A 25,267-nucleotide genomic window follows, 5' to 3' on the forward strand; every position below is an offset into this window, starting at 1 on the left:
TTATGACCACAGGCTTCTTTCAACCTCATTCCACCCGAGGCACGCCATGAGTGAAAACCCGACCGAATATAACGGCCCGAAGCGCATCTTCTCCGGCATGCAGCCGACCGGTCAGCTGCATCTGGGCAATTATCTCGGGGCACTCAAGAACTGGGTCGCCTTGCAGGATGAGGGTAGCTTCGAGTGTTTTTATTGCGTCGTCGACATGCATGCGATCACCATGCCGCACGACCCCAAGGCGCTGCCCGGTGCGGTGCGGGCTGCCGCTGCGGCCTATATTGCTGCCGGCGTTGATCCGGCCAAGAGCGCGCTCTTCGCACAATCGGCGGTTCCCGAGCATGCGGAGCTGGCGTGGATTTTCAATTGCGTCGCCCGCATGGGCTGGGCCGAGCGCATGACCCAGTTCAAGGACAAGGCCGGCAAGGACAAGGAGCGCGCCTCGGTTGGCCTGTTCACCTACCCGGTCCTGATGGCGGCCGATATCCTGGTCTACAAGGCGACCCATGTACCGGTCGGTGATGATCAGAAACAGCATCTCGAATTGTGCCGCGACGTCGCCGCCCGTTTTAACCGGGATTATGGTGACGGCGAGATGATCTTCCCGATCACCGAACCCTATATCCAGGGGCCGGGCGCGCGGATCATGAGCCTGCGCGACGGATTGTCGAAAATGTCAAAGTCGGATGTGTCCGACAATTCGCGCATCAATCTGCATGATGATGCCGACACGATTGCCAGGAAGATCCGCAAGGCCAAGACAGACCCCGAGCCTCTGCCTGACACGCTTGAGGCGTTGAATGCCCGTCCCGAAGCCACCAATCTGGTCGGGATTTATGCCGCCCTGACGGGCCGGACCAAGGCCGACGTGCTGGCTGAGTTCGCCGGCCAGGGCTTCGGCGTGTTCAAGCCCGCACTTGCTGATGTCGCCGTCGAGTATCTGGCACCAATCTCCGATGAGTTCCGTCGCCTGGTGGCGGATCGGGCCGAGATCGACCGGATTCTCACCGACGGGGCAGAGCGGGCACGCACCGTGGCGGCGCCGGTGCTCAAGCAAGCCAAACAAATCATTGGATATTGGAGCTAGCTCCGGCTCCGGGACAGATGGCCGCACTGACAGGCTGTCTGCTGGCGGGGTAACTGGACTGGCGAAATCTGGAGACGCGTGATGTTGAGATTATCCCTGAGTGTGGCCGCGGCCGCTCTGCTGGTCGGCTGTGGCGGCGTCGAGGAAGATGTTGCCGTCAGCCATGATGGCGGTCATGCCATGTCCGAGATGGCGCCCGATGCTGCGCCGGCGCCCTTGCCGGATGATGGCATCGCACCGGTGATCAATGTCCGCGCCGCCTGGATGCGGCCGCATCCGCAAGGCCGTGACGTCACCGCCGCCTATTTCGCGGCTTCGCTGGGTGCGGGCACCGCAGACCGTCTGGTTTCGGCCCGCATTGATGGTGCCGACCGGGTCGAACTTCATGGTCACACCATGGACCCCGAGACCGGCATGATGCAGATGCGTCCGATCGGCCCGCAGGATATCGGGCCGGCAGGTCCGCTGCTGTTCGCGCCCGGCGGCCATCATCTGATGGTGTTCGGGCTGGATCCGGTGGTTGAGGGCCAGAGCGTGTCTGGCGTGCTGGTGTTCGAGCGCACGGGCGAGATTCCGGTCGAGTTTGACGTCCGCTCGACGGCGCCGGCGGCCGCTCCCGACTAGCGTTTCAGCCTGCGTCCGTGCCGGTTGTCGGCGCGGGCTCCAGTGGTTTGGCCAGCGCATAGCGGTCGGGATCATAGGGTTTGGGCGCGCGCGGCCAGAACACACGCATCAGCCAGGCGCCGCCCAATACGCCTGGAAGGAAGAACAGGCCGACGGCGTTTTCCTGCAACAGGAAAAGCCAGCCAAAGCCTGCCAGGCAGGCCGCGCCCGCCGTGGCTCCGGCGGTAAACAGGGTCCACATGAAGCCGGGCTTCGAGCCCTCAAGGAATTGAATCGCGTGGCGGTGCGGTGCGAGCGCCCGGTGCAGGCCGACAAGAAGATTTCGAAACGTGTCGGCCTTCAATTCCCAGGCGCCCGGGCGCACCCAGCTCATCGATCCGAAGACGAGTTCATGGCCGGATTCGTCCTGGACCCGGCAGACAACCTGGCTCGCAGGCCCGGCCATTTCCACATTGAGCCGGACCGAGCGAATATCAGCAAACGCCATGGTATGCGCAGCCTCGTCGCGGTCATTCGCCTGCACGAGGGCCTCGTCAGTCAAGTGTGTCGTGCGCAGGCCACTGGCTGCATTGCGCCGGTCTTCATGTTGAATCATGGCGGATCGCACCCTTGTTTCACCCGTCCGGGAAACCAAATACTGGACGAGGCCCGTTGAACTCGCCAAACTCCACGACAATGTCAAATCGCACCCGAAAATTTCTCACCATCGCCGATGACAGCCCCGAGTGTCGCAAGGCGCTCTATTTCGCTGCGCGTCGCGCCCATACGCTCGGTGCCAAGGTGGCGATCCTCGCCACCTACCAGACCGGTGATTTCAATCACTGGATCGGGGTCGCCGAGACCGCGAAGCGGGAGGCTGAAGTGGCTGCCGAAGCCATGCTCGAATCCCTCGCCGAGGATGCCGAGGCTGTCACGGGTGAGCGGCCCGAGCTGGTTTTGCGCGAAGGGGAGCGCCGCGCCGTCCTGGCCCAGGTGATCGAGGACGATCCCCTGATCTCGTTTCTGGTGCTGGGCGCGTCGGTTTCGAGCGAAGGTCCCGGCCCGCTTGTGATGGCGCTGGCACGGGGCAAGGGCTTGTTCAGCGGCCGCGCCATCCCGGTGACGGTGGTGCCGGGTGATATGGAAAACTCCGAAATCGACGCCATGTCCTGATAACCCTGTCCATGATGGGGTTGAACCTTGTCTGATTCAGCGCCAATTGAGGGACAAGGAGATGCCCGATGTTCATCCAGACCGAAGCTACACCCAATCCCAACACGCTGAAATTCCTGCCCGGCCGCGAGATATCTCCCGGCGGACCGCATGAATTCGAGACAGCGGATGCTGCCGAGGCCTCGCCGCTGGCGGCTGATCTCTTCCTGATCCAGGGCGTGACGGGCGTGTTTCTCGGCGAGGACTTCATTGCCATAACCAAGGATGGCACCGTCGAGTGGGATCATGTCAAACCCTTCCTGCTGGGCGCCATCATGGACGGTCTGCAATCGGGTCGACCGATTCTCGGCGATGCGGAAACCGAGAGCGGCCACGCCGCCTATGCCGGCGACGACGCCGAGATCGTCAAGGAAATCATTGAGCTCATCGATACGCGCGTGCGTCCCGCGGTGGCCCAGGATGGCGGCGATATCCTGTTCCATTCCTTCCTTGCCGAGAGCGGCACGGTGCGGCTGAAGATGCGCGGCGCGTGTTCTGGCTGCCCGTCCTCGACGATGACGCTGAAGGCCGGAATCGAGAATCTCCTCAAGCATTACATCCCGGAAATCCAGTCCGTTGAAGCGGTCGCCTGACGACTGCGTCCGGGACGAAGCAAGTCTTTTTCCAATTCGGCATATTAAATTCGGTTCCCGGCCTGTTTATGTCTGCCGCAACATCAATCCATTCTGCGGAGATCGAAACATGTCAGGCGAAGTGACCAGCAAACCCACCACCAACACCGTCATCGATGAAGATGCCATCGCGCAAATCTTTCTTGAAGCGCGCACCTATAATGATTTCGAGCCAACGCCGATCCCCGAGGAAACGCTGAAGCGTTTGTACGACATTACGAAAATGGGTCCGACCAGCGCGAACAATTCGCCGGCCCGCTTTGTCTTCGTGCAATCCGAGGCCGCCAAGGCGCGGCTCAAGCCGTTTCTGGCTGAAGGCAATGTCGACAAGTCGATGCAGGCTCCGGTGACGGTCATTTTCGCTTGGGACGAGAAATATTATGACAAGATTCCCCAGTTAATGCCCCACAATCCCGGGGCCCGCGAATGGTTTACCGGCCCGGGTGCCGAGCTCAATGGCCGCCGCAATTCGGTGCTTCAGGCTGGCTATTTTCTGATTGCCGCAAGGGCCCTGGGGCTCGATACCGGTCCGATGACCGGCTTTGATGCGGCCGGTGTTGATGCCGAATTCTTTGCCGGAAATCCGGCGACGGAAAACTGGAAGTCGGACATCCTGATCAATCTCGGGGTCGGGACGACGAAAAACCTCTTCCCGCGCCTGCCGCGTCTGAGCTTCGACGAGGCCGCGCAAATCATCTAGACCGCTCGCATGGCTTTGTTGGCGATTGATACGACCGGTTCTGATTGCTCCGTGGCGCTGCGCGTCGCGGGGCAGCCGGATTTGTGCCGCTCGGACCCGATCGGGCGCGGCCATGCTGAATATCTCGCCCCCATGATTGCACGCATGTTGGAAGAGGCGGGTCTGAAAGCCGCCCAGATCACGCGGATCGGCGTGATGACGGGCCCGGGTAGTTTCGCCGGCAGCCGGGTTGGCGTGGCTTTCGCTCGAGGCCTCGCCTTCGCAATAGATGCGCAGGCGGTCGGGATCGGCAATCTGGCTGTTTTGGCCCAGGCCGCGAGAATTTCCGGCCCACTGGCCGTGCTGCATGATGCCAAACGCGGCGATATTATTCTTCAGGTCTGGGCCGGTGGGATCGCGACCAAGCCCGAATTATTGCCCGTCGCCGGCGTGGCCACCCGGATCCGGGAATTGGCCGGCGATACCGGACATCTCGCGGGTAGCGGGGCGGCTCTGATCGATCTGCCGCAATTTACCGATCTCGCCCTGACGACAATCGACCTGCCGGCCCTTCTGGACCTGGCGGAATGCGCCGATATCACGCAGGCGCCGCCCCTGCCTTTCTATGCGCGCCCTCCGGATGCGAAATTGCCTGGAGGCCGGCAACCTTGAGCACGATACGGGTCGAGCGAACCGGGCCGGACTCGGCTGGTAAAATGGCGCAAGTCCATGCGCTCTGTTTTCAGCCTTTCTGGTCGGAGGGTGAAATCGCGGCGATGATGCATATGCCGACGACACTTGGCCTGGTGGCGTGGTTCGGTGATGCCGTCGTGGGCATGGCGCTATACCGTGTCGCGGCTGATGAGGCCGAGCTCCTCACAATCGGTGTCGTACCCGCACAGCGGGGCCGGGGAGCCGGTGCTCAAATCCTGGCCTGTGGCGAAGCGTATGCTGCGGCGCGCGGCGCAGCACGGCTGTTTCTTGAAGTTTCGACGCTCAACACCTCGGCGAAATCATTGTATCTTCGGGCAGGTTACAGCCAGATCGGACAAAGGCGGGCTTACTACCCTGATGGCAGCGATGCCCTGGTTCTTGAAAAAGCACTCTGCGGTGATGGACAGACCAGCGGTTCACAGCCTATCACTCCACTCAGCGAATAAGGGATATCTCATGGCGGATCGGATCGAAAAACTTTGCGTCGACAAGGGTCTGCGGATGACCGACCAACGCCGGGTGATTGCCCGCGTCCTGTCGGATTCTGAAGATCACCCTGATGCCGAGGAGCTTCACCGTCGCGCCGCCGCGGAAGATCCGCGGATATCCCTGGCAACCGTCTATCGGACCGTGCGGCTGTTTGAAGAAGCCGGCATTATCGAGCGTCATGATTTTCGCGATGGACGCTCGCGCTATGAGGAAGTCGGCGACGAGCATCATGATCACCTGATCGATCTGAAATCCGGCGAGGTGATTGAATTCGTCAATGAAGAGATCGAGCGGCTGCAGGAAGCGGTCGCGCGCAAGCTGGGCTACAAGCTTGTCGATCACCGCATGGAGTTATACGGCGTACCGCTCAAGAGCGCCGGGGAGTAGGCGCCCGATCGAGGAGCGCTCATGTCTGCACGCCCACCCGGCAAGCACGCTTTCGTCTTCATCTTCATCACCGTTCTGATCGACATGATCGGATTTGGCATCATCATTCCGGTGATGCCGCAATTGGTGATGGAGCTGACAGGTCAGCCCATCGAGAGCGCCGCGGTGATGGGCGGACTGCTGATGGGCGTTTTCGCGTTCACGCAATTCATCTTTGCGCCGATCATTGGGGGATTGAGCGACCGTTATGGCCGCCGCCGTATCCTCTTGTTTGCGATGGCCGGGTTTACGATCGACTATCTGATCATGGGCACGGCGACGAGCTTCGCCGTCCTGTTTCTCGGCCGTATGCTGTCGGGCGTATTTGGTGCCACCTATACGACAGCGAACGCTTATATCGCTGATATTACTGATGCCAAGGACCGCGCCGGGCGTTTCGGAATGATGGGCGCTGCCTTTGGGCTCGGCTTCATCCTGGGCCCTGTGGTGGGCGGCCTGCTCGGGGAAATCGACCCGCGTTATCCATTCTTTGCCGCGGCCGCCCTGGCCGGGATCAATGTGATTTATGGCTATTTCATCCTGCCCGAAACCCTGAGCCCCCAGAACCGCCGGCCGTTCAGTATCCGGCGCGCCAACCCGTTCGGGTCGCTCTTGCAGATGCGCCAGTATCCAGTCGTTTTTGCCATGTTGACGGCGGCATTTCTCTTCTTCCTGGGGCATGCGGCCTTCCCGGCATTGTGGACTTATTTCTCGACTTTGCGCTTTGACTGGACGCCGAGCGATATCGGCTTGTCGCTGATGGCGGTCGGGCTGGCGTCGGCCATTGTCCAGGGTGGGTTGACCCGGATTATCGTCGCCAGAATTGGCGAGTGGCGGGCTTATGGAATCGGCTTCTCGATCGCGGCCCTGGCCTATATCGGCTATGGATTTGTCAGCGAAGTCTGGGTCTTCTACGTCATCATGGCTTTCGGTTCCCTGGCTGGAATCGGGGGTCCGGCGATGCAGTCGATCTGTACCCGGCTGGTGCCGGCCAATAGCCAGGGCGAGCTGCAGGGCGCGATGTCGAGCCTGCAGAGCCTGTCGATGGTGATCGGTCCGCTAACCTTGCCGTTAGTCTTCCGTTACTTCACCGCTGACTCAGCCCCCGTCTACCTTCCCGGTGCTGCATTCCTGCTGGCCGCCGTGCTGACGGTTTTGGCGCTCATCGTCGGCCTGTCCTCGCGCAGCCAGGATGTCGCAACCCTCGCAAAACCGGTCCCGGCCGAGGCCGAGTGAAGCGGCAGGTCTTGCTTTGAGGATGAGTTTCGCCCATAACGCGCGGCTTCCCCGGCATGGACCGGAGTGCCAACAAGTCGACCGGTCGCGGTTGCACCAGAGTGACGATGAGCTCGACGCGTAAACGTCTTTATATCAAGACCTATGGTTGCCAGATGAATGTCTATGATTCCGAAAGGATGAAGGACGTTCTGACGCCGCTTGGCTATGAGACCTCCGAGGAGGCCGAAGGCTCCGACCTCGTCATCATCAATACCTGCCATATTCGCGAGAAGGCGGCGGAGAAGCTGTATTCCGATCTCGGGCGCCTGCGCCCCTTCAAGGACGCCAAGGCTGACCAGGGTGGCATGACGATCGCCGTCGCCGGCTGTGTCGCCCAGGCCGAGGGCGCCGAGATCATGCGCCGGGCGCCGACCGTCGATCTCGTGGTCGGGCCGCAGAGCTATCACAAATTGCCTGAACTGATTGCCCGCGCCCACCGGGCCCGGGGTGAGGCGCTGGATACGGAGTTCGAGGTCGAGGACAAGTTCGACCAATTGCCGACCGAGCGTCATGTCGAGGGGTATTCGGCCTTTGTGACGGTGCAGGAAGGCTGCGACAAATTCTGCACCTTCTGCGTCGTGCCCTATACGCGCGGCGCCGAATGGTCGCGCCCGGTTGACCAGCTGGTTGACGAGATCCGCCGTCTCGCCGCCAAGGGCGTGCGCGAGATCACCCTGCTGGGCCAGAATGTGAACGCCTATCATGGCGCCCCGCCGGCTGGCCGCGAGGCTGACGGATCCTGGGGGCTCGGCCAGTTGCTGCGTCATATCGCCCTGATTGGCGGTATTGAGCGCGTGCGTTATCTGACCAGTCATCCGCGCGATATGGATGAGGCGCTGATTGCCACCCATCGCGATGAATCCAAGATCATGCCCTATCTACACCTGCCGATTCAGAGCGGGTCGGACAAGATCCTCAAGGCGATGAATCGCCAGCACACCTATGCCGAATACGCCGAGCTGATAGCGCGTATGCGCGAAGTACGCCCCGACATCGCGATCTCGGGCGATTTTATCGTTGGCTTTCCGGGCGAAACCGATGCCGACTTCGAGGATACGATGCGCTGCGTCCGCGAGATCGGCTATGCCAGCGCCTTTTCCTTCAAGTATTCGCGTCGTCCGGGCACGCCCGGTGCAGCCATGCCAAACCAGATCGACGAGACAGTGAAGACGACGCGTTTGCATGCGTTGCAGGCCCTGCTCGACGAACAGCAGACGGATTTCAATCGCTCGCAGATCGGCCGCACCCTGCCGGTCTTGTTCGAAAAAGCAGGCCGGCTTCCCGGGCAATTGCACGGCCGCAGCCCCTATTTGCAATCGGTCCATGTCGACGGTCCGGCCGAGTTGATCGGCCGTATCGGCCAGGTCGAGATCGAGGCGGCGTCGCGCAATTCATTGTCCGGCCGGCTGGTGGGCACCGAGCGAGACGTCGCGTGAGTCCGGTCAAGCCTCCATCGAAGACACGCGCTGCCAAACCGCGCCGGGAAGTTTCCGAAGGTCTGCATTTTGATGATGTCGAGCGCCTGCGGGCCATGGTCGGTGCCGGTGACCGTTTCCTGATCCTGATCGAGGAAGAGCTCAATGTGCGCCTCAGCGCGCCGGGCGGCGGCCAGATCGTGATCGCGGCCGGCGATCCGCAGGCGCGCGATGATGCCAAGCGTGTGCTCAAGGGGCTTTATGCCAGCCTGGCGCATGGTCTGACCTGCGATGAGGCGACGGTGCGCGCTGCCTTGCGCATGCTTGATGGCGGCGATGTCCCGACCCAGCCCGATGACGGTGTGATCCGCGTGCCGCGCGGCGCCAGCCTGATTGCCCGCACCGAGGGCCAGCGCGCCTATGTTCGCGCGCTGAAGAATGAAAAAGCCTATGACCTGATCTTCGGTGTCGGCCCGGCCGGTACCGGCAAGACCTTGCTGGCGGTGGCCTATGGCGCCTCCATGCTGGTGCAGCGTAAGTTCGAAAAACTCATCATCACCCGGCCGGCTGTCGAGGCGGGCGAAAAACTGGGCTTCCTGCCGGGCGACCTCAATGAAAAGGTCGACCCCTATCTTCTGCCGGTCTGGGATGCGCTGGCCGATACGCTGGGGCGGGCCGAGCTGGAACGTATGCGTGCCGATGGCCGCATCGAAGTTGCGCCGATCGCCTTCATGCGCGGCCGCACACTCAACCGGGCCTTCGTCATTGTCGACGAGGCGCAGAATACCTCGCGGGCCCAGATGCAGATGGTGTTGACCCGGCTCGGCGAGGGCTCGCGCATGGCGGTCACCGGCGACCCAAGCCAGTGTGACCTGCTGCCGCGCGATCCGTCCGGCCTGCCACACGCACTGGAAATCCTGGCCGAGACCAAGGGTGTCGCGGCAATCCGCTTTACCCGCGCCGATGTGGTGCGCCATGATCTCGTGGCCCGCATTGTCGCGGCCTATGAAGATGATCTGAACAAGCGGGGTGGAGCCCGGACGTCATGAATGCTGTTGATGTCATCGTTGAAGATGAGGCCTGGGACACCATTGAGGGCAAGACCCGGCTGGTCGAGCAGGCGATTGCCGCCGCCGGCGCTGAAATCAGCGATGCCCTTCCCGGTGTGATCGCGGTTTTGCTGACTGATGATGCGGCCATGGCCGATCTCAACACCCGTTTCCGTCAGAAGGCGGGGCCGACAAATGTGTTGTCCTTCCCGGCATCGGAGCACACCGCCAATCATCTGGGCGATATCGCGCTGGCGTCGGGCGTTGTCATCCGCGAGGCGCACGAGCGTTCGCTTCGCCTCGCCGATCATCTGCGTCATTTGATCGTGCATGGATTCCTGCATCTTCAGGGTTATGATCATCTCGAAGATGACGAGGCCGAGGTGATGGAATCGATTGAGCGCCGGGCATTGGCCCGGCTGGGGGTTGCCGACCCCTATCTCGAGACGACAGGCGGCGGGACGGAAGCCGATGAGTAGTGACGACGACAGTTCTGAAGCCGATACCCGGTCCTGGTTCGGGCGAATTTTTGGTGGACCTGACGATATCGGGGAAGCGGCGGCCCCGCCCGTCCCGCTCAAACCGGCATCGCCGGCCGCGTTCGCGATTGATCCTGATGCGCTTGAGGATTTGCGCGTCATCGACGTCATGGTGCCACGCGCCGATATTGTCGGCGTCGAGGTTTCAACGCCGCTCGGTGAGCTGGCGCATGCCTTTGCCAAGGCGGCCCATTCACGGCTGCCCGTCTATCGGGAAACCCTCGATGATCCGATTGGTGTCGTCCATATCAAGGATTTGATCGCTCATCTCGCCCCCAATGAGGCGGGTGTGCGCGAAGCTGGCTGGGCCGACCTCCAGGTCTTGCCGGCGATTACGCGGCCCTTGCTGTTCGCACCGCCCTCTATGCGGGCCACCGATCTTCTGCGCCGCATGCAGGGGCGCCGCATGCACCTGGCCCTGGTTGTCGATGAATATGGCGGCACCGATGGTCTGGTGACGTTTGAAGACCTGATCGAGCCGATCGTCGGCGATATCGAAGACGAGCATGATGACGAGGATTCCCCGGCGATTCGCGCCCGCGGACCCGGCGTCTGGGATGTCGAGGCGCGCGCCGAGATCGACGCCTTCGAGGAAGTCGTTGGCGAGGAAATCGCCGGTCCCGACGAGGATGAGGATGTCGATAGCCTGGGCGGGCTCGTCTTCACCCTGACCGGCCGTGTTCCCGAGCGCGGCGAGGTGATCCGGCACCCCAAGGGTTATGAATTCGAGGTGTTGGAAGCGGATCCGCGCCGTATCAAGCGGATGCGCGTGCGGGCGACGCACTGGACCCAGGCCGCCGTCGCCGCGGATGAGGGGGTCGACCCGTCTTGACCCGCACTGCCTGGTACTCTCCCGGGCGATTGCGTACGCGGATCGCCGCCGCCAGCGGATGGCGACTGGCCCTGATCCTGTTGACCGGCGGCGCTCTGTCAGCCCTGGCGATGGCGCCGGTCTTTGCCTGGCCAATCCTGATTCCCGCCCTGGCACTGCTTCTATGGACGGTTGACGGTGCGCGCCGGCGTCCCAAACCGCTGCGTGCGGCCTTCGTCCGCGGCTTCCTGTTCGGGTTTGGCTATTTCCTGGCCGGCATGTTCTGGCTCGCTTACGCCTTCATCAATCGCGGACCGGAATACATCCCCCTGATACCCATCGCCGTGCCGGCGCTGGCCGCATTGCTCGCCGCCTTCTGGGGCGGCGCCATGGCCGCCTATGCCCTGCTGGCGCAGCGTTCGGAATGGCGCGTGCTGGTCTTTGCCGTTTGCATCGCGGTGTTTGAATGGCTGCGCGGGCACATGTTTGGCGGTTTGCCGTGGAACCTGCCCGCCTATGCCTGGCCGGCCGGTGGAGCGATCAGCCAGACCGCATCATGGTTTGGCGTCTATGGTCTGACCCTGCTCACGATTTTGACGCTGGTCTCGCCGGCGGTGGCGGTCGGACCGGTCTTCAATCTGAAACGGACGATGCCGGCCATGGGCGGCATGGCGATCCTGTTGATCATGTTCACCTTCGGCGCCCTGCGCCTGCAACAGCCCGACCCCGGCCTGGAGCCAGGTGTGCGCTTCCGGATCGTGCAATCGGCGCTTACCCAGCGTGAAAAATGGAGCGAGGACGGTGCCTTGCTGGCCCGGGATCGATATCTTGCCCTGACCGCGTCGCCAGGCCTTGAGGAGGTCACACATGTCTTGTGGCCCGAGGGCGCCCTGCCGATCTACATGCTCGAAGATGGCGCGACCCTGAGCCTGATTGGCGAGATCTTTGCCGATGACCAGGTCCTGATGGCCGGTATCAGCCGGCGGGTCGTGGGGCAGGAAGACGAAACCTATTTCAATTCCCTCGCCGTATTGCGCTATCACAGCGGCACGCCGCGCATTGTCGGCCTTTATGACAAGGTCTTGCTGGCGCCATTTGGCGAGAGCATTCCCTTCTCCGGCCTGTTGTCAGCGATCGGCTTCGCCGATTTTGCACGCCTGCAATATACGCCCGGCGCCGGCCCATTCGTGATGGACTTGCCGGGTGCGCCGCCGGTCATGCCGCTGATCTGCTATGAGGGGATTTTCCCCGGTTTCGTACGCGCCGGCGCGCCGCGACCCGCCTGGCTGTTCAATCTGTCGAATGATGCCTGGTTCGGAGAGACCAGTGGCCCGCGCCAGCACGTCAATCAGGCGCGCTATCGTTCGATCGAGACCGGTTTGCCGATGATTCGCTCTGCATCGCGGGGCGTTTCCGGCGTGATTGACGCGTTTGGGCGTATGCCGGTGGCGATCCCGCCCGGTAGCGATGGTGTGCAGGATGTCGATTTGCCGCGTCCGGTGGCCGCGCCGCTCTATGCGTTCTGGGGCGACTGGCCATTCTGGATTATCAGTGGCTTCGTGATTGCAGGCATCATTCTACAACGACGTAAAGTGGTAGGGCGATATTTAAAAATTCCGGCGCTGAACAGATAGTAATGATGCCGCGCGGCCCCGCCCATGCTATTTATCGGGTGTGATCCACGGGCATTTGGCCCGCAAAAGAGGTGAATTCATGCAGAAGGTAAGCCCCCGCATTCCCAATCCGGTTGATATGCATGTGGGGTCCAGAATACGACTGCGGCGCCAGCTGATGAAAATGAGTCAGGAAAAACTTGGTGATGAGCTGGGTGTGACTTTCCAGCAGGTCCAGAAATATGAGCGCGGAGCCAACCGGGTCGGTGCGAGCCGGCTGTATCGGCTGTCGCGGGTGCTCGAAGTGCCGGTTCAGTTCTTCTTCGAGGATCTGGCTGACAAACCCATTGTTACCGGCATGGCTGAAGGCGATCAGACGCCCGTCGTCTATAATTTCATCCAGAGCTCTGACGGTGTTTCGCTCGCTGAAGCCTTTTCAAAGATCAGCGATGCGAAGGTCCGGCGGCGCGTGCTCGAACTTGTGCGCACCCTGGCCGCAGAGCAGGACGATTCGGCTCACTGACGTTGTGCGTGCAGGCGGCGACACAATTGGCTATGTCGTGCGGATGACCGATCAACTCAACGCTTCCGGGGATTTCCGGCTGTTTGGACGTGCCAAGGGCAAGCCGCTCTCGGCGCGCCAGCAGGCGCTTGTCGATGATGTCCTGCCGATGATTGATCTGCCACCGGACGGAGTGATTGACCCTGCCCGTCTGGCTTCTGGCAAGGCCGCGCAGATTCTCGAAATCGGCTTTGGCAGTGGCGAGCATCTCGTGGCCCAGGCGGCGGCGCATCCGCAAAACCTCTATATCGGCATTGAACCCTTCCTCAATGGCGTCGCCAAGACCCTCGCCGGGGTCGATGATGGCGCGCTGGAGAATGTCCGCCTGCATCGCGGTGATGCGCGCGATGTATTGCCGCGCTTTGCCGACGGGGTTTTCGACCGCATCTTTTTGCTCTTCCCCGATCCCTGGCACAAGAAGCGGCACGCCAAGCGCCGTTTCATCCAGCAATCATCGCGTGATGATTTCGCCCGCATTCTCAAGCCGGGCGGACAATTGCGCATCGCCACCGATGTGAAGTCCTATGCCGATCATGTGATGGTGGAGTTTGCCGGCGACGCGCGCTTCGAATGGACCGCCAACCAGGCCGGAGACTGGCGCCTGCCACCGGCTGATCATGTCCGCACTCGCTATGAGACCAAGAATCTCGGCGATTGCGCGCCGGTCTTCATGGATTTCATTTGTCGCTCGACCGCTCCCTTGCCAAGCGGCCCCAAGACGGCTATATAGCGCCCATACACAAGTTCGATCGCATTGGATGATGCTATCGAGCGGTCGCCTAACGGCGGCCGCTCTTTTTGTTACTGCTGACGGAGCCGCCGGCTTGAAGACGAAGACACCACTCGATATCCGCATTCTGAATCTGGCCGAGCCGGTTGCCGCCGAGCTCGGGCTGGAGATTGTTCGCGTGCGTGTCCTCTCCGGAAAGCGCGCCCGCCTGCAAATCATGGCCGATCGCCCCGATAACGCCATTGACGTCGAAGATTGCGCGCGCCTGTCGCGCGGCATTTCCGGTGCCCTGGAGACCGAGGATCCGATTTCCGGAGAATTCGATCTTGAGGTATCATCACCGGGTATCGACCGGCCCTTGACCACCCTGCCGCATTTCGCGCGCTGGGAAGGCAATGAGGCCAAGATCGAGCTGGACCGCCTCGCCGATGGCCGCAAGCGCTTCAGAGGTATTCTCGCCGGTATCGAGGGGGATAATGTCCTGCTCGACGCGGATGGCGAAGAGGACACAACATTGATCCCGTTTGACTGGATCACCGATGCCAAGCTGGTTTTGACGGACGCCTTGATCGAGGCGAATTTGAAAGCGCGCGCCGAGGCGCCCGCGACGACCGAAGGAGACGAATGATGTCGCAGTCCATCGTAACGGGGAACTTCCGATGAGCATTGGTGTCAGCGCCAACAGGCTTGAATTGCTGCAGATCGCGCGTGCCGTAGCGGCCGAAAAGTCGATCAGCGAATCGATCGTGATCGAGGCGATTGAAGAAGCGATTCAAAAAGCTGCGAAATCCCGCTACGGCGCGGAGAATGACATTCGGGCCAAGATCGACCCGAAGACTGGCGAACTCTCGCTCACCCGTTGCATGACGGTTGCTGAAGAAGTCGAGAATGACAGCCAGGAAATCTCTCTCGTTGAGGCCCGCAAGATCGACAAGACCGCCGAGATCGGCACTGTCTTCTCCGATGAGCTGCCTCCGATCGAATTCGGCCGTGTCGCCTCGCAGACCGCCAAACAGGTCATCACGCAGAAAGTGCGTGAAGCCGAGCGGGCGCGTCAGTTCGAGGAATACAAGGACCGTGTCGGCGAAATCATCAATGGTATCGTCAAGCGCGTTGAATACGGCAATGTGATCATGGATCTCGGCCGCGCCGAGGGCATTATCCGCCGCGCCGACGGCATCCCGCGCGAAAACCTGCAGACCAATGAGCGCGTCCGGGCCTATATCTACGACGTACGCGAGGAAATTCGCGGACCGCAGATCTTCCTGTCCCGCGCCCATCCGGACTTCATGGCCGCCCTGTTCGCGCAGGAAGTGCCGGAAGTCTATGAAGGCATTATCGAGATCTCGGCCGTGGCCCGCGATCCCGGCAGCCGCGCCAAGATCGCCGTCATCTCCAATGATGCCTCGATTGACCCGGTCGGCGCCTGTGTCGGTATGCGCGGTTCGCGCGTCCAGGCCGTGGTGTCTGAGCTGGCCGGCGAAAAGATCGATATCATTCCCTGGTCCGATGATCCGGCGACCTTCATCGTCAACGCCTTGCAGCCCGCCGAAGTGTCCAAGGTTGTCCTCGACGAGGAAGACCGCCGCATCGAAGTCGTGGTGCCTGACGAGCAGCTTTCGCTTGCCATCGGCCGTCGCGGCCAGAATGTGCGTCTCGCCTCGCAGCTGACCGGCTGGTCGATCGACATCCTCACCGAGGAAGAAGAATCCGAACGCCGCCAGCGCGAATTTGCCGAACGGACCGCCCTGTTTACCGGTGCGCTGGACGTCGACGAGGTTATCGCCCAGCTGCTGGCGACCGAAGGCTTCACCGACGTGTCGGAAATCGCCTATGTCGGCCTTGGCGAAATTGCCGCCATTGAGGGCTTTGACGATGATACGGCGGAAGAGATCCAGGCACGTGCCCGTGATTATCTCGACCGCCTCGCCGGCGAACAGGATGCCAAGCGCAAGGAGCTCGGCGTCGAGGACGCGCTGCTCGAGGTCGAGGGTATTGATCTGCCCATGGCCGTCGCGCTCGGCGAAAACGACGTCAAGACGGTCGAGGATCTCGCCGGTCTGGTGACCGACGATCTGCGTGGGTGGTTCGAGTCGGTGAATGGCGAACGCGTTCGTCAGCCCGGCGTGCTGGAGAGTTTCGAGCTCTCCGCCGACGATGCTGAAATGCTGATCATGCGCGCCCGCGTTGTTGCAGGCTGGATCTCCGAGGAGGACCTGCCGGTGCGCGAAGTCGAGGAAGTCGAGGATGAAGATCCCGACGCCCATGTCTTCGACGTCGAGAATATGGATCTGGCGGAGCTGGAAGCCGAGGCCGCAGCATTGGGTCTCGACCTCGACGCAGCTGATGCCGACGAGGAGGAACAGAAGGCTGAGTAATCCGAAGGCGGCGACACAGGCGATCCGGGAGAAGCGTTGTATCTTTTCCGGAGAGGTCAAGGACGAGGCGGAGCTGATCCGTCTCGTGATTGGCCCGGGAGACGAAGTCTTCCCTGATATCGCCGCCAAATTGCCCGGCCGAGGCATATGGGTCAGTGCTGATCGCACGGCAGTCGAGACCGCGGCCCGCAAGGGCTTGTTCAACCGGTCTGCCGGTCGAGCGGTCAAGGTGCCTGGCGGGCTGGCCGATATGATCGAGGCGCAATTGTCGGCACGCGCGCTGAGCCTTCTTGGCCTGGCGCGGCGGGCCGGCGAGGTGGCGCTCGGATTTGACGCGGCGCGCATCGCCCTGAAGGCCGGCCGGCCGGCCTGGCGGATCGAGGCGATTGACGGCGCCGAGGACGGGCGGGTGAAGCTCGACCGCCTGACCCAGGCGGCTTGGGGCGATATTCCGGTTGCCGGTGGTTTTACCGCCGAGCAGCTGGGCGAGGCGCTGGGACGCGGCTCGGTCGTGCATGGAGTGCTTACCGGAGGTGCGCAAGTGCGGGCTTTCGGCGTGACAATGGGGAAGCTTGCGGGCTTCCGGCCGCCGGCTTCCTGAACCGGAAGCTGCGGCGCATGCCGCAACAGCGGTTGAATACGGGGTGGAGGTCGCTAGGTTAGCGAGCCTTCAGACCGGATCAGGTATGAACAGCGCGGATTTCCGGCACTCGGCTACCGGAAAAGCCCGTCAAACGATAGCCGAACTTGGAAGGCTCGCATGAGCGACGCAGACGACAAAGACACCTCCGGCCGCCGGCCGCTTTCTCTGAAACGACCCGGTGCGGGCACCGTGCAGCAAAGCTTTGCGCGCGGACGTTCGAAGGCCGTGGTGGTTGAGAAGAAGCGCAAACGTGTGGTGACCCCTGGCAAGGACTCCGGTCCGGCCGGCGGGAGAGGTCAGGGTGGCGCAGGCGCCAGCAAGGGTGAGTCCGCACTTGCCGCGAAAGCCCGTCAGCTGGGACTGTCCGAGGAAGAACTCGTATCGCGTCAGCGGGCGATTGCCCGTGCCCGTGCCGAATCTGCCGAACGCGACGCGAAGAAAAAACAGGAAGAGGCAGACCGCTCGGCCCGCGCCGATGCTGAACGCCAGAACCTTGATGATCTGAAAGCCCGCGAGGCCCGTGAGGCCGAGGAGGCGCAGCGCGCTGCGGAAGCTGAAGCCGAGGCGCGCCGTCTCGCTGCAGCCGATGCGTCGCGCGATGCCGATGACGGTCCGAAAAAGGGTGATGGCGAAGTGCGCCGCAAACCCGCCGCCGACAAGCGTCCACAGCGCCCGATGGACGGGGCCGATCTTCCCGATCCTGCCGCGACACTCGACGCCATGGGCGGCCGTATCAAACGCAAGGGCCCGCCGGTCAGTGCCGGTCCGGTCAAGCCTGGCCAGCAACAAACGCCTGCGCGCGCCAAGGCTGACAGCCGTCGCCGCGGCAAGCTGACGATCCAGAATATTCTCGAGGGCGATGAAGAGCGTCAGCGCTCGCTGGCTTCGGTCCGCCGTGCCCGTGAACGTGAGAAGCAACGCCGCAGCGACGGCACGACGGCGCGCGAGAAGATTTCTCGCGAAGTCATCATTCCGGAATCGATTACGGTTGCCGATCTGGCCAACCGGATGGCCGAGCGCTCCATGGACGTCATCAAATATCTGATGAAGCAGGGCCAGATGGTCCGCATGGATGACGTGCTCGAAGCCGATGATGCAGAACTGATCGTGGAAGACTTCGGTCACACGGTGAAGCGCGTCTCCGAATCCGATGTCGAGACCGGCTTTATCGCCAGCGACGATCCGGAAGAGAGCAAGGTCAAGCGCGCGCCCGTCGTGGCGATCATGGGTCATGTCGATCACGGCAAGACCTCGCTGCTCGACGCCCTGCGTTCAACCGATGTCGTGTCGGGCGAAGCCGGTGGTATCACCCAGCACATTGGTGCCTATCAGGTTCAGCTGGAGTCGGGCGACAAGATCACCTTCCTCGACACGCCGGGCCATGCCGCTTTCTCCGCCATGCGTTCGCGCGGCGCTGAAGCGACCGATATCGTCATCATCGTGGTGGCTGCCGACGATTCCGTGAAGCCGCAAACCATCGAGGCGATCAAATTCGCCAAGGCGGCCGGCACACCTATCATCGTGGCCGTCAACAAGATCGACAAGCATGAAGCCGATCCGCAAAAAGTCATCACCGACCTGCTGCAACAGGACATCGTCGTTGAGGCCATGTCCGGCGACGTCCAGTCCGTCAATATCTCGGCGAAGAAGCGCCTCGGTCTTGATGAGCTGACCGATGCCATCCTGCTCCAGGCTGAATTGCTGGATCTGAAAGCCAATCCGGACCGTGATGCCGAAGGTGTCGTGATCGAGAGCAAGATCGACAAGGGCCGTGGCTCTGTCGCGACGGTTCTGGTTCGTCGCGGGACCCTGAAGCGCGGCGACCTTCTGGTCGCTGGCGGTCAGTGGGGCCGTGTGCGTGCCCTGACCAATGAGCGCGGCCAGACCCTCGCTGAAGCCGGACCATCGGTTCCGGTTGAAGTGCTGGGCCTCGATGGCGCTCCGGATCCGGGTGAAGTCTTCGCCGTGGTCGAGAATGAAGGCCGGGCGCGCGAAATTGCGATGTACCGTCAGCGCAAGACCCGCACGGCTTCCGGCGGCCAGAATGCTGGTCTCGGCACTTCGCTCGAGCAGATGATGGCGCAGCTGCAGGAAAACCAGACCAAGGAAATGCCGCTGCTGATCAAGGCCGATGTGCAAGGGTCTGCGGAAGCCATCAAGCAATCGCTTCAGCGGCTCGGCAATGACGAGGTCCAGGCAAAAATCGTGCTCGCTGCCGCTGGCGGCGTGAATGAGGGCGATGTCCTGCTGGCCAAGTCGTCCGGTTCGCCGATTTTCGCCTTCAATGTCCGCGCCAATAAACAGGCCCGCGACCTTGCCGAGCGTGAAAAAGTCGAAATCCGCTATTACTCGGTGATCTATGATGTCATCGATGATGTGCGCAATACGATGGAAGGCATGCTGGCTCCGGAGAAGCGCGAAAACTTCATCGGCTATGCCGACATTCTGGAAGTCTTCAACATCACCCGCTTCGGCAAGGCTGCCGGTTGCCGCGTGACCGAAGGCATCGTCAAGCGCGGCTGTGGTGTTCGCCTGTTGCGCAACGACACCGTTGTGCACGAGGGCCATCTCTCGACCCTGAAACGCTTCAAGGAAGAAGTGAAGGAAGTGAAGGCCGGCACCGAGTGCGGTATGGGCTTCATCGAGTATCAGGACATCCAGAAGGGCGACAAGATCGAGTGCTTCGAGATCATCGAAGTGCCTCGCAAGCTTGAGAGCAACGGCTAGACCGAAGCTTCTGATCCGGAATACGAAAAGGGCGGCTCCATCGGGCCGCCCTTTTTGCTGTCTCAATCATATTGTGGGGCTCGGCCCGCCGAATTTACTGCTCCGGAACCAGGCCCTGCTCGGGTGCAGCGTAGTTGGCGAAATCCTGATGGTGGACCACCAGGCCGTCGCGGACCGTGATGACGCTGACCTGGTCAGCACGCCAGCGGAAATGCTTGCCTTCGGTTGCGGTCGGGTACAGGGCGTTGACATGACCGGTGAAAATGACCCGGTCATTGCTTGTGAAGACGGTATCCCAAACGAAGCCGAGCTCGATCGGGTCATAGGCGGTGATGAACTCACGCAGCATGGCCAGGCTGGCGTCGCGGCCGTCACGATGAATCCCGTCGGGACCGACCCCTTCACCCAGAGCCGTCGGATCGTCGAACACCATGTTCGCGGCCATCAAGGGCTCCATGGCATCAAGGTTCACGGCCGAATATGCAGCCATATAGGCGCGCGCAACGCTTTCGGCGTCGGCGACATCCTGTGCGCCGGCGTTGGCTGACAGAGCGATGAGCGTGGCCAGGGCGGCCAGGGTGCGTGTCATGGGCGTCTCCTGTTGTGAGGCATTCTGGGCCCCTGTTTGCATCCAGCCAGCCCGGAACGGCAAGACACGACCGGGGTGGCCGGGGTCACATTTTCGCGCGCTTCTTGAACACGCGGTAATCCTGAAGCGGTCGATCCCTGGCCCTTGCATCCCCGGCGCAACCAGCGTACACCCGCGCGCCTTGCGGTGCAGCGTTGACGCCTGCGCCGCCGACCTCGGAGAGGTGATACATGGCCCGTAAGCACGTCCAGGAACCGAAAGGTCCGACCCAGCGCCAATTGCGCGCGGGGGAGATCATCCGGCACGCCCTTGTCACGCTTCTGGCGCGCGGTGATCTGCGCGATCCCGAGCTTGAAAAAGCCCTGATCACGGTCAGCGAAGTGCGGATGAGTTCCGATCTGCGCGTTGCGAAAGTCTATGTCGCGCCACTCGGGCCGGGCGAACCGGCCGCATTGGCCAAGGCGCTCAATCGCGGGGCCAGCTTCCTGCGCGGCCGTCTGGGGCGTGAGATCGAGTTGAAATTCACTCCGGAACTGCATTTTCACGCCGATAACAGCTATGAGACCGCCAGCCATGTCGACCAGCTTTTGGCGCGGCCACAGGTGCAGCGCGACCTCCGGGCTGATGATGATGGCGACGACCCGGAATAAGACGTTGCGTGCCGATCATCCCGGCGCGTGTGCGTGGTCTCGTCTACGCCCTTTTTATCGAAACTGAGAGACAGACATGGCTCGCAAGAACAAGGGTCAGGACATTCATGGCTGGGTGATCCTCGACAAACCTTACGACATGACCTCGACCCAGGCGGTTTCGGCGGTTCGCCGGATTTTCGACGCCAACAAGGCCGGCCATGCCGGCACGCTCGATCCGTTGGCGACCGGCATCCTGCCCATCGCATTGGGGGAGGCGACCAAGACGGTCCCGTTCACCATGGAAGGCGCCAAGGTCTACCGGTTCACGGTCAAATGGGGCGAACGCACCGATACGCTCGACGCCGAGGGCAAGGTGATCGCGACGTCCGGGGTGCGGCCGCAGCGCAGTGCCATCGAAGCGGTCCTTCCGGATTTTACCGGTGAGATCCAGCAGATTCCCCCGATCTATTCTGCGATCCGGGTCAATGGCGAGCGCGCCTATGATCTGGCGCGCGATGGTGAGGAGGTCGAGCTCGAGGCGCGTACCATCCGGATTGATGCGCTCGAGCTGGTCGATTGCCCGGATCCTGATCACGCCGTGTTCGAAATGCGGTGCGGCAAGGGCTCCTATGTTCGTGCCATGGCGCGCGACCTCGCACACGCGCTCGGCTCGGAGGGCCATGTCGTAGCCCTGCGGCGGCTGGTAGTCGGGGGCTTTGTGGAGGCAGAATCCACAACGCTGGACGGATTGCGCGAAATGGCTCATAAGGACGCCGCTTCGGAAGCTTTGCTCCCGGTACAGACCGCGCTGGACGACATCCCGGCGCTGGCCATCACCGGCGAGGAGGCATCAAACCTGAAGTTAGGACGGTCGATCGTCCTGCTCCCGCGTCAAGCGCAAGAGCTGAAAGCCCTTCGGCGCCCTCTCATGATAGCGGGCAAGGATTGTTCTTTCATGGCTCTGGCGACCCTGGACGGGCAAGCAGTGGCGCTCGGCGAGGCGCGGGCCGGAAGGTTTCAGCCCGTGCGTGTATTCAACTTGCCCCTCACAGGGGTCGACAGAGTTTAGGAGAACCCGATGTCGATTACGCAAGAGCGCAAATCCGCGCTCATCACAGAGCATTCCCGTGGCACTGCCGATACCGGCTCACCGGAGGTCCAGGTGGCCATCCTGACTGAGCGGATCGCCAACCTCACAGAGCATTTCAAGACCCATAAGAAGGACAACCACTCGCGTCGCGGCCTTCTGAAAATGGTCTCCCAGCGCCGCCGTCTTCTCGATTACGTGAAGAATAAAGACGATGCCCGTTATCGGGCAATCATCGAGAAGCTTGGCCTGCGCCGCTGATCCGCGACCGCATCCGTACGAAAGACGATATGTTCGATATTCAAAAAGAAACGATCGAGTGGGAGGGCCGCCCTCTTACTTTTGAAACAGGGCGCGTAGCCCGCCAAGCCAACGGTTCGGTCATGGTGACCTATGGCGAGACGACTGTTCTCGCCACCGCCGTTGGCGTCAAGACCGTCAAGGAAGGGGCCGACTTCTTCCCTCTCACGGTCAATTACCAGGAAAAGACCTTTGCCGCCGGCAAGATCCCGGGTGGGTTCTTCAAGCGCGAAGGCCGTCCATCGGAAAAAGAGACGCTCACCTCGCGCCTCATCGACCGTCCGATCCGTCCGCTCTTCCCCAAAGGCTTCAAGAATGAAGTCCAGGTGATGCTGACCGTGCTCTCGCACGACATGGAAAACGACCCTGACATTGTCGGCCTGATCGGCGCTTCCGCCGCCCTGGTCCTGTCGGGTCTGCCTTTCATGGGTCCGATCGGCGCGGCTCGCGTTGGTTATTTTGATGGCGAATATGTCATCAATCCGCCTGTCTACGACATGGTCGACAGCGCGCTCGACCTCGTTGTCGCAGGGACCGGCGATGCCGTCATGATGGTTGAATCGGAAGCGAAAGAGCTTTCCGAGGACATCATGCTTGGCGCCGTCATGGCCGGCCACAAGGCTTTCCAGCCGGTGATCGATGCGATCATCCGTCTGGCTGAAAAAGCCGCCAAGGAGCCTTGGGAATACGAGCCGGAAGATCATTCCGCCGACGAAGCCCAGGTTCGCAAGCTCATCGGTGATGAGCTGGCTGCTGCCTACACCAATGTCGACAAGACCGCGCGTTATGCGGCTGTTGGCGTTGCCAAGGCGAAAGCTGTCGCGGCACTGGCACGTTCCGAAGAAAACCCTGACGGCTTGCCCGGCACGGTCCTCAAGGACGTGATGAAATCGGTTGAAGCCTCCATTGTTCGTGGCGGCATCATCAAGACCGGCAAGCGTATCGATGGCCGTGCCCTCGACACGGTGCGCCCGATCGTGTCCGAGGCCGGTGTCCTGCCCCGTACGCATGGTTCGGCCGTGTTCACACGCGGTGAAACCCAGGCGCTGGTCGTTGCCACGCTCGGCACCGGCGAAGACGAGCAATTCGTCGACGATCTGACGGGAACCTATAAGGAGCGCTTCATGCTCCATTATAATTTCCCGCCTTACTCGGTCGGTGAAACTTCCTTCCGCCTGGCTCCGGGCCGCCGCGAAATCGGTCATGGCAAGCTTGCCTGGCGCGCTGTTCGTGCGGTTCTGCCATCGCATGTCGATTTCCCTTACACGATCCGTCTCGTGTCCGAGATCACCGAGTCCAATGGTTCGTCCTCCATGGCGACCGTTTGCGGTGCATCCCTGGCCATGATGGATGCGGGCGTGCCACTGACGCGCCCGGTTTCGGGTATCGCCATGGGCCTGATCAAGGATCCTGAAGGCATTGCCGTGCTGTCCGACATCCTGGGTGATGAAGATCACCTCGGCGATATGGACTTCAAGGTTGCCGGTACGTCCGAGGGCATCACATCGCTCCAGATGGACATCAAGATCGCCGGTATCGACGAGAAAATCATGCACACAGCCCTCGCCCAGGCGAAGGGTGGCCGTCTGCATATTCTCGACGAAATGGCCAAGGCACTCGACACCTCGCGTGCCGAGCTCGGCGAATTTGCGCCGCGCATCGAAACCATCACCATCCCGACCGACAAGATCCGTGACGTTATCGGAACCGGCGGCAAGGTGATCCGTGAGATCGTCGAAAAGACCGGCGCCAAGGTCGACGTCAATGATGAAGGCGTGATCAAGGTCTCGTCTTCGGATGCGGCTTCGATCAAGGCTGCGCTCGACTGGATCATCGGCCTCACCGCCGAGCCTGAAGAAGGCAAGATCTACAAGGGCAAAGTCGTCAAGGTCATGGATTTTGGTGCCTTCGTGAACTTCTTCGGCCCGAAAGACGGCCTGGTCCACGTGTCTCAGCTTCGTGCCGAGCGTGTGAATCATCCGTCCGACCTGCTGAAGGAAGGCGATGAAGTCTACGTCAAGCTCCTGGGCTTTGACGATCGCGGCAAGGTCCGCCTGTCGATGAAAGTCGTCGACCAGGAAACCGGTCTCGAGCTCGCCAAGGATGGTGCAGAGGCGTAAGCCCCTTTGCGTCCTGACGCGTATCGAAATGAATGAAGAGCCCGCCGGATCCATCCGGCGGGTTTTTCTATGCCGCGAGGCGGTCGCGATAGCGGCGGCTGCCGGGGATGGTCTCGCCATTGCTCAGGGTGAGGGTGACATCGCCTTCACCGGTCGGCACGGTCTCGGTGATCATCGCCCGATTGACCAGCCAGGAGCGGTGCACACGCACGGCATCGACCCCGGCATCGCGGAGCAGGCTGTCCAGCTCGTTCAGCGTCATGCGGGCGAGGTGTGTTCGCGTGCCAAAGCGGGCTTCTACATAATTGCCGGCCGCCTTGGCGGAACTGAATTCTGCAGCGGTCAGGTGCATGACCCGCCCGCCACATTTGAGATTGACCCGGTGATGGGTGCGCGCCTCGGTCCGCGCCGCGGCGGCTTCGAGCCGGTGCCATTCAATAGTCCGAAAGCCGGTCAGCGTGAGGACGACCGCAGCGTAGCTCAGCACGTCCTTGCGAAGTTCATAGAGGAATGTCTGTAGTGGATCGCCGAAGAAATGGTAGGCCTCGTTGAACAGGACCGGAAACAGTGCTTCGCGGGTGAGGCCCATGGCGGCGACATGCAAGCCGGAAAAAATCACTGCGCCGCCGATATGGGCCGGCAGCCACCGGGTCCATGACGCCGCGCCGATCGGAAAACGGCGCTCCCACCTGCGCACCGCCACCCAGCACAGCAACAGCATGTAGGCGGTGCTGCTACCCTCCAGAAACCAGGCCTTCCAGGCGTTGAAGCCATGTCCGTCTCGCGCCTCTTCCATGATGATGGACGTGGAATTGACGACCCAGAAGGCCATCGCCATCGCCGAAAAGGCGATAAGCGCATGCAGCCCTGCGCGCCGCTCGGCCGCCTGCTCGTTCTGAAACTCCAGCGTGCTCATGATGCGATCATGCCATTGCCGGGCGCTGTGGCAAGCCGG

At 61.8% G+C, this 25,267-nt stretch carries 27 protein-coding genes; 24 read left to right on the forward strand and 3 right to left on the reverse strand.

Features of this window, described 5'->3' with window-relative positions:
* Positions 1-46 precede the first annotated feature (46 nt).
* Entirely contained in the window at positions 47-1,084 is a 1,038-nt protein-coding gene (gene trpS / locus ACN0YJ_RS01055) for a tryptophan--tRNA ligase (RefSeq protein ID WP_417476596.1), read from the forward strand.
* Between the two features lie 81 nt (positions 1,085-1,165).
* Positions 1,166-1,708, forward strand: coding sequence for a copper chaperone PCu(A)C (locus ACN0YJ_RS01060; protein WP_417476597.1), 543 nt, complete (start codon positions 1,166-1,168; stop codon positions 1,706-1,708).
* Between the two features lie 4 nt (positions 1,709-1,712).
* Here ACN0YJ_RS01060 and ACN0YJ_RS01065 read toward each other — a convergent pair whose 3' ends face one another.
* Positions 1,713-2,303 carry a hypothetical protein gene (locus ACN0YJ_RS01065; protein WP_417495085.1) on the reverse strand — a complete coding sequence of 197 codons (591 nt, stop codon included), beginning with the start codon at positions 2,301-2,303 and terminating at the stop codon, positions 1,713-1,715.
* Between the two features lie 80 nt (positions 2,304-2,383).
* Between ACN0YJ_RS01065 and ACN0YJ_RS01070 the strand changes: the two genes are divergently transcribed.
* The 18 genes from ACN0YJ_RS01070 to infB all read left to right on the forward strand — a co-directional run bounded on the left by ACN0YJ_RS01070 (position 2,384) and on the right by infB (position 19,584).
* Positions 2,384-2,860, forward strand: coding sequence for a universal stress protein (locus tag ACN0YJ_RS01070; protein WP_417476599.1), 477 nt, complete (start codon positions 2,384-2,386; stop codon positions 2,858-2,860).
* Between the two features lie 68 nt (positions 2,861-2,928).
* On the forward strand, positions 2,929-3,492 hold the full coding sequence (locus tag ACN0YJ_RS01075) for a NifU family protein (RefSeq protein WP_417490064.1): 564 nt from the start codon (positions 2,929-2,931) through the stop codon (positions 3,490-3,492).
* Between the two features lie 109 nt (positions 3,493-3,601).
* Positions 3,602-4,231 carry a malonic semialdehyde reductase gene (locus tag ACN0YJ_RS01080; protein WP_417476601.1) on the forward strand — a complete coding sequence of 210 codons (630 nt, stop codon included), beginning with the start codon at positions 3,602-3,604 and terminating at the stop codon, positions 4,229-4,231.
* Positions 4,232-4,240: 9 nt separating this feature from the next.
* Complete coding sequence (tsaB, locus tag ACN0YJ_RS01085; RefSeq protein WP_417495086.1) at positions 4,241-4,882, forward strand: tRNA (adenosine(37)-N6)-threonylcarbamoyltransferase complex dimerization subunit type 1 TsaB; 642 nt, start codon at positions 4,241-4,243, stop codon at positions 4,880-4,882.
* On the forward strand, positions 4,879-5,370 hold the full coding sequence (locus tag ACN0YJ_RS01090) for a GNAT family N-acetyltransferase (protein ID WP_417476603.1): 492 nt from the start codon (positions 4,879-4,881) through the stop codon (positions 5,368-5,370). Before tsaB ends, ACN0YJ_RS01090 begins: the two co-directional genes overlap by 4 nt.
* A 10-nt stretch (positions 5,371-5,380) precedes the next feature.
* Positions 5,381-5,800, forward strand: a complete 420-nt coding sequence (locus tag ACN0YJ_RS01095) for a Fur family transcriptional regulator (protein WP_417476604.1) — start codon at positions 5,381-5,383, stop codon at positions 5,798-5,800.
* A gap of 21 nt (positions 5,801-5,821) precedes the next feature.
* Positions 5,822-7,075, forward strand: a complete 1,254-nt coding sequence (locus ACN0YJ_RS01100) for a TCR/Tet family MFS transporter (RefSeq protein ID WP_417495087.1) — start codon at positions 5,822-5,824, stop codon at positions 7,073-7,075.
* A 107-nt stretch (positions 7,076-7,182) separates the two neighbouring features.
* Positions 7,183-8,553: a tRNA (N6-isopentenyl adenosine(37)-C2)-methylthiotransferase MiaB gene (gene miaB / locus ACN0YJ_RS01105; RefSeq protein ID WP_417495088.1), complete on the forward strand. Its 1,371-nt coding sequence runs from the start codon at positions 7,183-7,185 to the stop codon at positions 8,551-8,553.
* 95 nt (positions 8,554-8,648) lie between these two features.
* Entirely contained in the window at positions 8,649-9,581 is a 933-nt protein-coding gene (locus ACN0YJ_RS01110; RefSeq protein WP_417490072.1) for a PhoH family protein, read from the forward strand.
* On the forward strand, positions 9,578-10,060 hold the full coding sequence (ybeY, locus tag ACN0YJ_RS01115) for an rRNA maturation RNase YbeY (protein WP_417476607.1): 483 nt from the start codon (positions 9,578-9,580) through the stop codon (positions 10,058-10,060). The genes ACN0YJ_RS01110 and ybeY overlap by 4 nt, the downstream gene beginning before the upstream one ends.
* The gene (locus ACN0YJ_RS01120) at positions 10,053-10,952 is read left to right on the forward strand and encodes a hemolysin family protein (protein ID WP_417476608.1); all 900 of its coding nucleotides are present in this window, start codon (positions 10,053-10,055) and stop codon (positions 10,950-10,952) included. Before ybeY ends, ACN0YJ_RS01120 begins: the two co-directional genes overlap by 8 nt.
* On the forward strand, positions 10,949-12,565 hold the full coding sequence (gene lnt / locus ACN0YJ_RS01125) for an apolipoprotein N-acyltransferase (protein ID WP_417495089.1): 1,617 nt from the start codon (positions 10,949-10,951) through the stop codon (positions 12,563-12,565). Before ACN0YJ_RS01120 ends, lnt begins: the two co-directional genes overlap by 4 nt.
* Before the next feature lie 79 nt (positions 12,566-12,644).
* Positions 12,645-13,067, forward strand: coding sequence for a helix-turn-helix domain-containing protein (locus ACN0YJ_RS01130; protein WP_417476610.1), 423 nt, complete (start codon positions 12,645-12,647; stop codon positions 13,065-13,067).
* 43 nt (positions 13,068-13,110) lie between these two features.
* Entirely contained in the window at positions 13,111-13,836 is a 726-nt protein-coding gene (gene trmB / locus ACN0YJ_RS01135; RefSeq protein WP_417495090.1) for a tRNA (guanosine(46)-N7)-methyltransferase TrmB, read from the forward strand.
* A 94-nt stretch (positions 13,837-13,930) separates the two neighbouring features.
* On the forward strand, positions 13,931-14,464 hold the full coding sequence (rimP, locus tag ACN0YJ_RS01140) for a ribosome maturation factor RimP (RefSeq protein WP_417495091.1): 534 nt from the start codon (positions 13,931-13,933) through the stop codon (positions 14,462-14,464).
* Positions 14,465-14,495: 31 nt separating this feature from the next.
* Positions 14,496-16,214 carry a transcription termination factor NusA gene (gene nusA, locus ACN0YJ_RS01145; protein ID WP_417476613.1) on the forward strand — a complete coding sequence of 573 codons (1,719 nt, stop codon included), beginning with the start codon at positions 14,496-14,498 and terminating at the stop codon, positions 16,212-16,214.
* Positions 16,183-16,815 carry an RNA-binding protein gene (locus tag ACN0YJ_RS01150; protein WP_417476614.1) on the forward strand — a complete coding sequence of 211 codons (633 nt, stop codon included), beginning with the start codon at positions 16,183-16,185 and terminating at the stop codon, positions 16,813-16,815. Before nusA ends, ACN0YJ_RS01150 begins: the two co-directional genes overlap by 32 nt.
* A 159-nt stretch (positions 16,816-16,974) precedes the next feature.
* Positions 16,975-19,584 (forward strand): translation initiation factor IF-2, encoded by a 2,610-nt coding sequence (infB, locus tag ACN0YJ_RS01155; RefSeq protein ID WP_417488868.1) that lies wholly within the window; start codon positions 16,975-16,977, stop codon positions 19,582-19,584.
* A 94-nt stretch (positions 19,585-19,678) separates the two neighbouring features.
* Here the strand turns inward: infB and ACN0YJ_RS01160 are convergent, their stop codons facing one another.
* Entirely contained in the window at positions 19,679-20,173 is a 495-nt protein-coding gene (locus ACN0YJ_RS01160; RefSeq protein ID WP_417476616.1) for a nuclear transport factor 2 family protein, read from the reverse strand.
* A gap of 230 nt (positions 20,174-20,403) precedes the next feature.
* Between ACN0YJ_RS01160 and rbfA the strand changes: the two genes are divergently transcribed.
* The 4 genes from rbfA to pnp all read left to right on the forward strand — a co-directional run bounded on the left by rbfA (position 20,404) and on the right by pnp (position 24,312).
* Complete coding sequence (gene rbfA / locus ACN0YJ_RS01165) at positions 20,404-20,823, forward strand: 30S ribosome-binding factor RbfA (protein ID WP_417476617.1); 420 nt, start codon at positions 20,404-20,406, stop codon at positions 20,821-20,823.
* A 76-nt stretch (positions 20,824-20,899) separates the two neighbouring features.
* On the forward strand, positions 20,900-21,874 hold the full coding sequence (truB, locus tag ACN0YJ_RS01170) for a tRNA pseudouridine(55) synthase TruB (protein WP_417488866.1): 975 nt from the start codon (positions 20,900-20,902) through the stop codon (positions 21,872-21,874).
* 9 nt (positions 21,875-21,883) lie between these two features.
* Positions 21,884-22,153 (forward strand): 30S ribosomal protein S15, encoded by a 270-nt coding sequence (gene rpsO / locus ACN0YJ_RS01175; RefSeq protein ID WP_417476619.1) that lies wholly within the window; start codon positions 21,884-21,886, stop codon positions 22,151-22,153.
* A 29-nt stretch (positions 22,154-22,182) separates the two neighbouring features.
* A complete protein-coding gene (gene pnp / locus ACN0YJ_RS01180; protein ID WP_417495092.1) occupies positions 22,183-24,312 on the forward strand; it encodes a polyribonucleotide nucleotidyltransferase in 2,130 nt (709 codons plus the stop codon).
* 67 nt (positions 24,313-24,379) lie between these two features.
* Here the strand turns inward: pnp and ACN0YJ_RS01185 are convergent, their stop codons facing one another.
* On the reverse strand, positions 24,380-25,228 hold the full coding sequence (locus ACN0YJ_RS01185; protein WP_417495093.1) for a LytTR family DNA-binding domain-containing protein: 849 nt from the start codon (positions 25,226-25,228) through the stop codon (positions 24,380-24,382).
* Between the last annotated feature and the right edge of the window lie 39 nt (positions 25,229-25,267).

The organism is Maricaulis sp. (genome assembly GCF_048270095.1).
In the GTDB taxonomy this organism is placed as follows: domain Bacteria; phylum Pseudomonadota; class Alphaproteobacteria; order Caulobacterales; family Maricaulaceae; genus Maricaulis.

Bases quoted from the DNA above. Each gene is read 5' to 3' on its own strand.
- trpS (WP_417476596.1), top strand. From the start codon at position 47: ATGAGTGAAAACCCGACCGAATATAACGGCCCGAAGCGCATCTTCTCC.
- ACN0YJ_RS01060 (WP_417476597.1), top strand. From the start codon at position 1,166: ATGTTGAGATTATCCCTGAGTGTGGCCGCGGCCGCTCTGCTGGTCGGC.
- ACN0YJ_RS01065 (WP_417495085.1), bottom strand. From the start codon at position 2,303: ATGATTCAACATGAAGACCGGCGCAATGCAGCCAGTGGCCTGCGCACG.
- ACN0YJ_RS01070 (WP_417476599.1), top strand. From the start codon at position 2,384: ATGTCAAATCGCACCCGAAAATTTCTCACCATCGCCGATGACAGCCCC.
- ACN0YJ_RS01075 (WP_417490064.1), top strand. From the start codon at position 2,929: ATGTTCATCCAGACCGAAGCTACACCCAATCCCAACACGCTGAAATTC.
- ACN0YJ_RS01080 (WP_417476601.1), top strand. From the start codon at position 3,602: ATGTCAGGCGAAGTGACCAGCAAACCCACCACCAACACCGTCATCGAT.
- tsaB (WP_417495086.1), top strand. From the start codon at position 4,241: ATGGCTTTGTTGGCGATTGATACGACCGGTTCTGATTGCTCCGTGGCG.
- ACN0YJ_RS01095 (WP_417476604.1), top strand. From the start codon at position 5,381: ATGGCGGATCGGATCGAAAAACTTTGCGTCGACAAGGGTCTGCGGATG.
- ACN0YJ_RS01100 (WP_417495087.1), top strand. From the start codon at position 5,822: ATGTCTGCACGCCCACCCGGCAAGCACGCTTTCGTCTTCATCTTCATC.
- miaB (WP_417495088.1), top strand. From the start codon at position 7,183: ATGAGCTCGACGCGTAAACGTCTTTATATCAAGACCTATGGTTGCCAG.
- ACN0YJ_RS01110 (WP_417490072.1), top strand. From the start codon at position 8,649: ATGGTCGGTGCCGGTGACCGTTTCCTGATCCTGATCGAGGAAGAGCTC.
- ybeY (WP_417476607.1), top strand. From the start codon at position 9,578: ATGAATGCTGTTGATGTCATCGTTGAAGATGAGGCCTGGGACACCATT.
- ACN0YJ_RS01120 (WP_417476608.1), top strand. From the start codon at position 10,053: ATGAGTAGTGACGACGACAGTTCTGAAGCCGATACCCGGTCCTGGTTC.
- ACN0YJ_RS01130 (WP_417476610.1), top strand. From the start codon at position 12,645: ATGCAGAAGGTAAGCCCCCGCATTCCCAATCCGGTTGATATGCATGTG.
- trmB (WP_417495090.1), top strand. From the start codon at position 13,111: ATGACCGATCAACTCAACGCTTCCGGGGATTTCCGGCTGTTTGGACGT.
- nusA (WP_417476613.1), top strand. From the start codon at position 14,496: ATGAGCATTGGTGTCAGCGCCAACAGGCTTGAATTGCTGCAGATCGCG.
- ACN0YJ_RS01150 (WP_417476614.1), top strand. From the start codon at position 16,183: ATGCCGACGAGGAGGAACAGAAGGCTGAGTAATCCGAAGGCGGCGACA.
- infB (WP_417488868.1), top strand. From the start codon at position 16,975: ATGAGCGACGCAGACGACAAAGACACCTCCGGCCGCCGGCCGCTTTCT.
- ACN0YJ_RS01160 (WP_417476616.1), bottom strand. From the start codon at position 20,173: ATGACACGCACCCTGGCCGCCCTGGCCACGCTCATCGCTCTGTCAGCC.
- rbfA (WP_417476617.1), top strand. From the start codon at position 20,404: ATGGCCCGTAAGCACGTCCAGGAACCGAAAGGTCCGACCCAGCGCCAA.
- truB (WP_417488866.1), top strand. From the start codon at position 20,900: ATGGCTCGCAAGAACAAGGGTCAGGACATTCATGGCTGGGTGATCCTC.
- rpsO (WP_417476619.1), top strand. From the start codon at position 21,884: ATGTCGATTACGCAAGAGCGCAAATCCGCGCTCATCACAGAGCATTCC.
- pnp (WP_417495092.1), top strand. From the start codon at position 22,183: ATGTTCGATATTCAAAAAGAAACGATCGAGTGGGAGGGCCGCCCTCTT.
- ACN0YJ_RS01185 (WP_417495093.1), bottom strand. From the start codon at position 25,228: ATGAGCACGCTGGAGTTTCAGAACGAGCAGGCGGCCGAGCGGCGCGCA.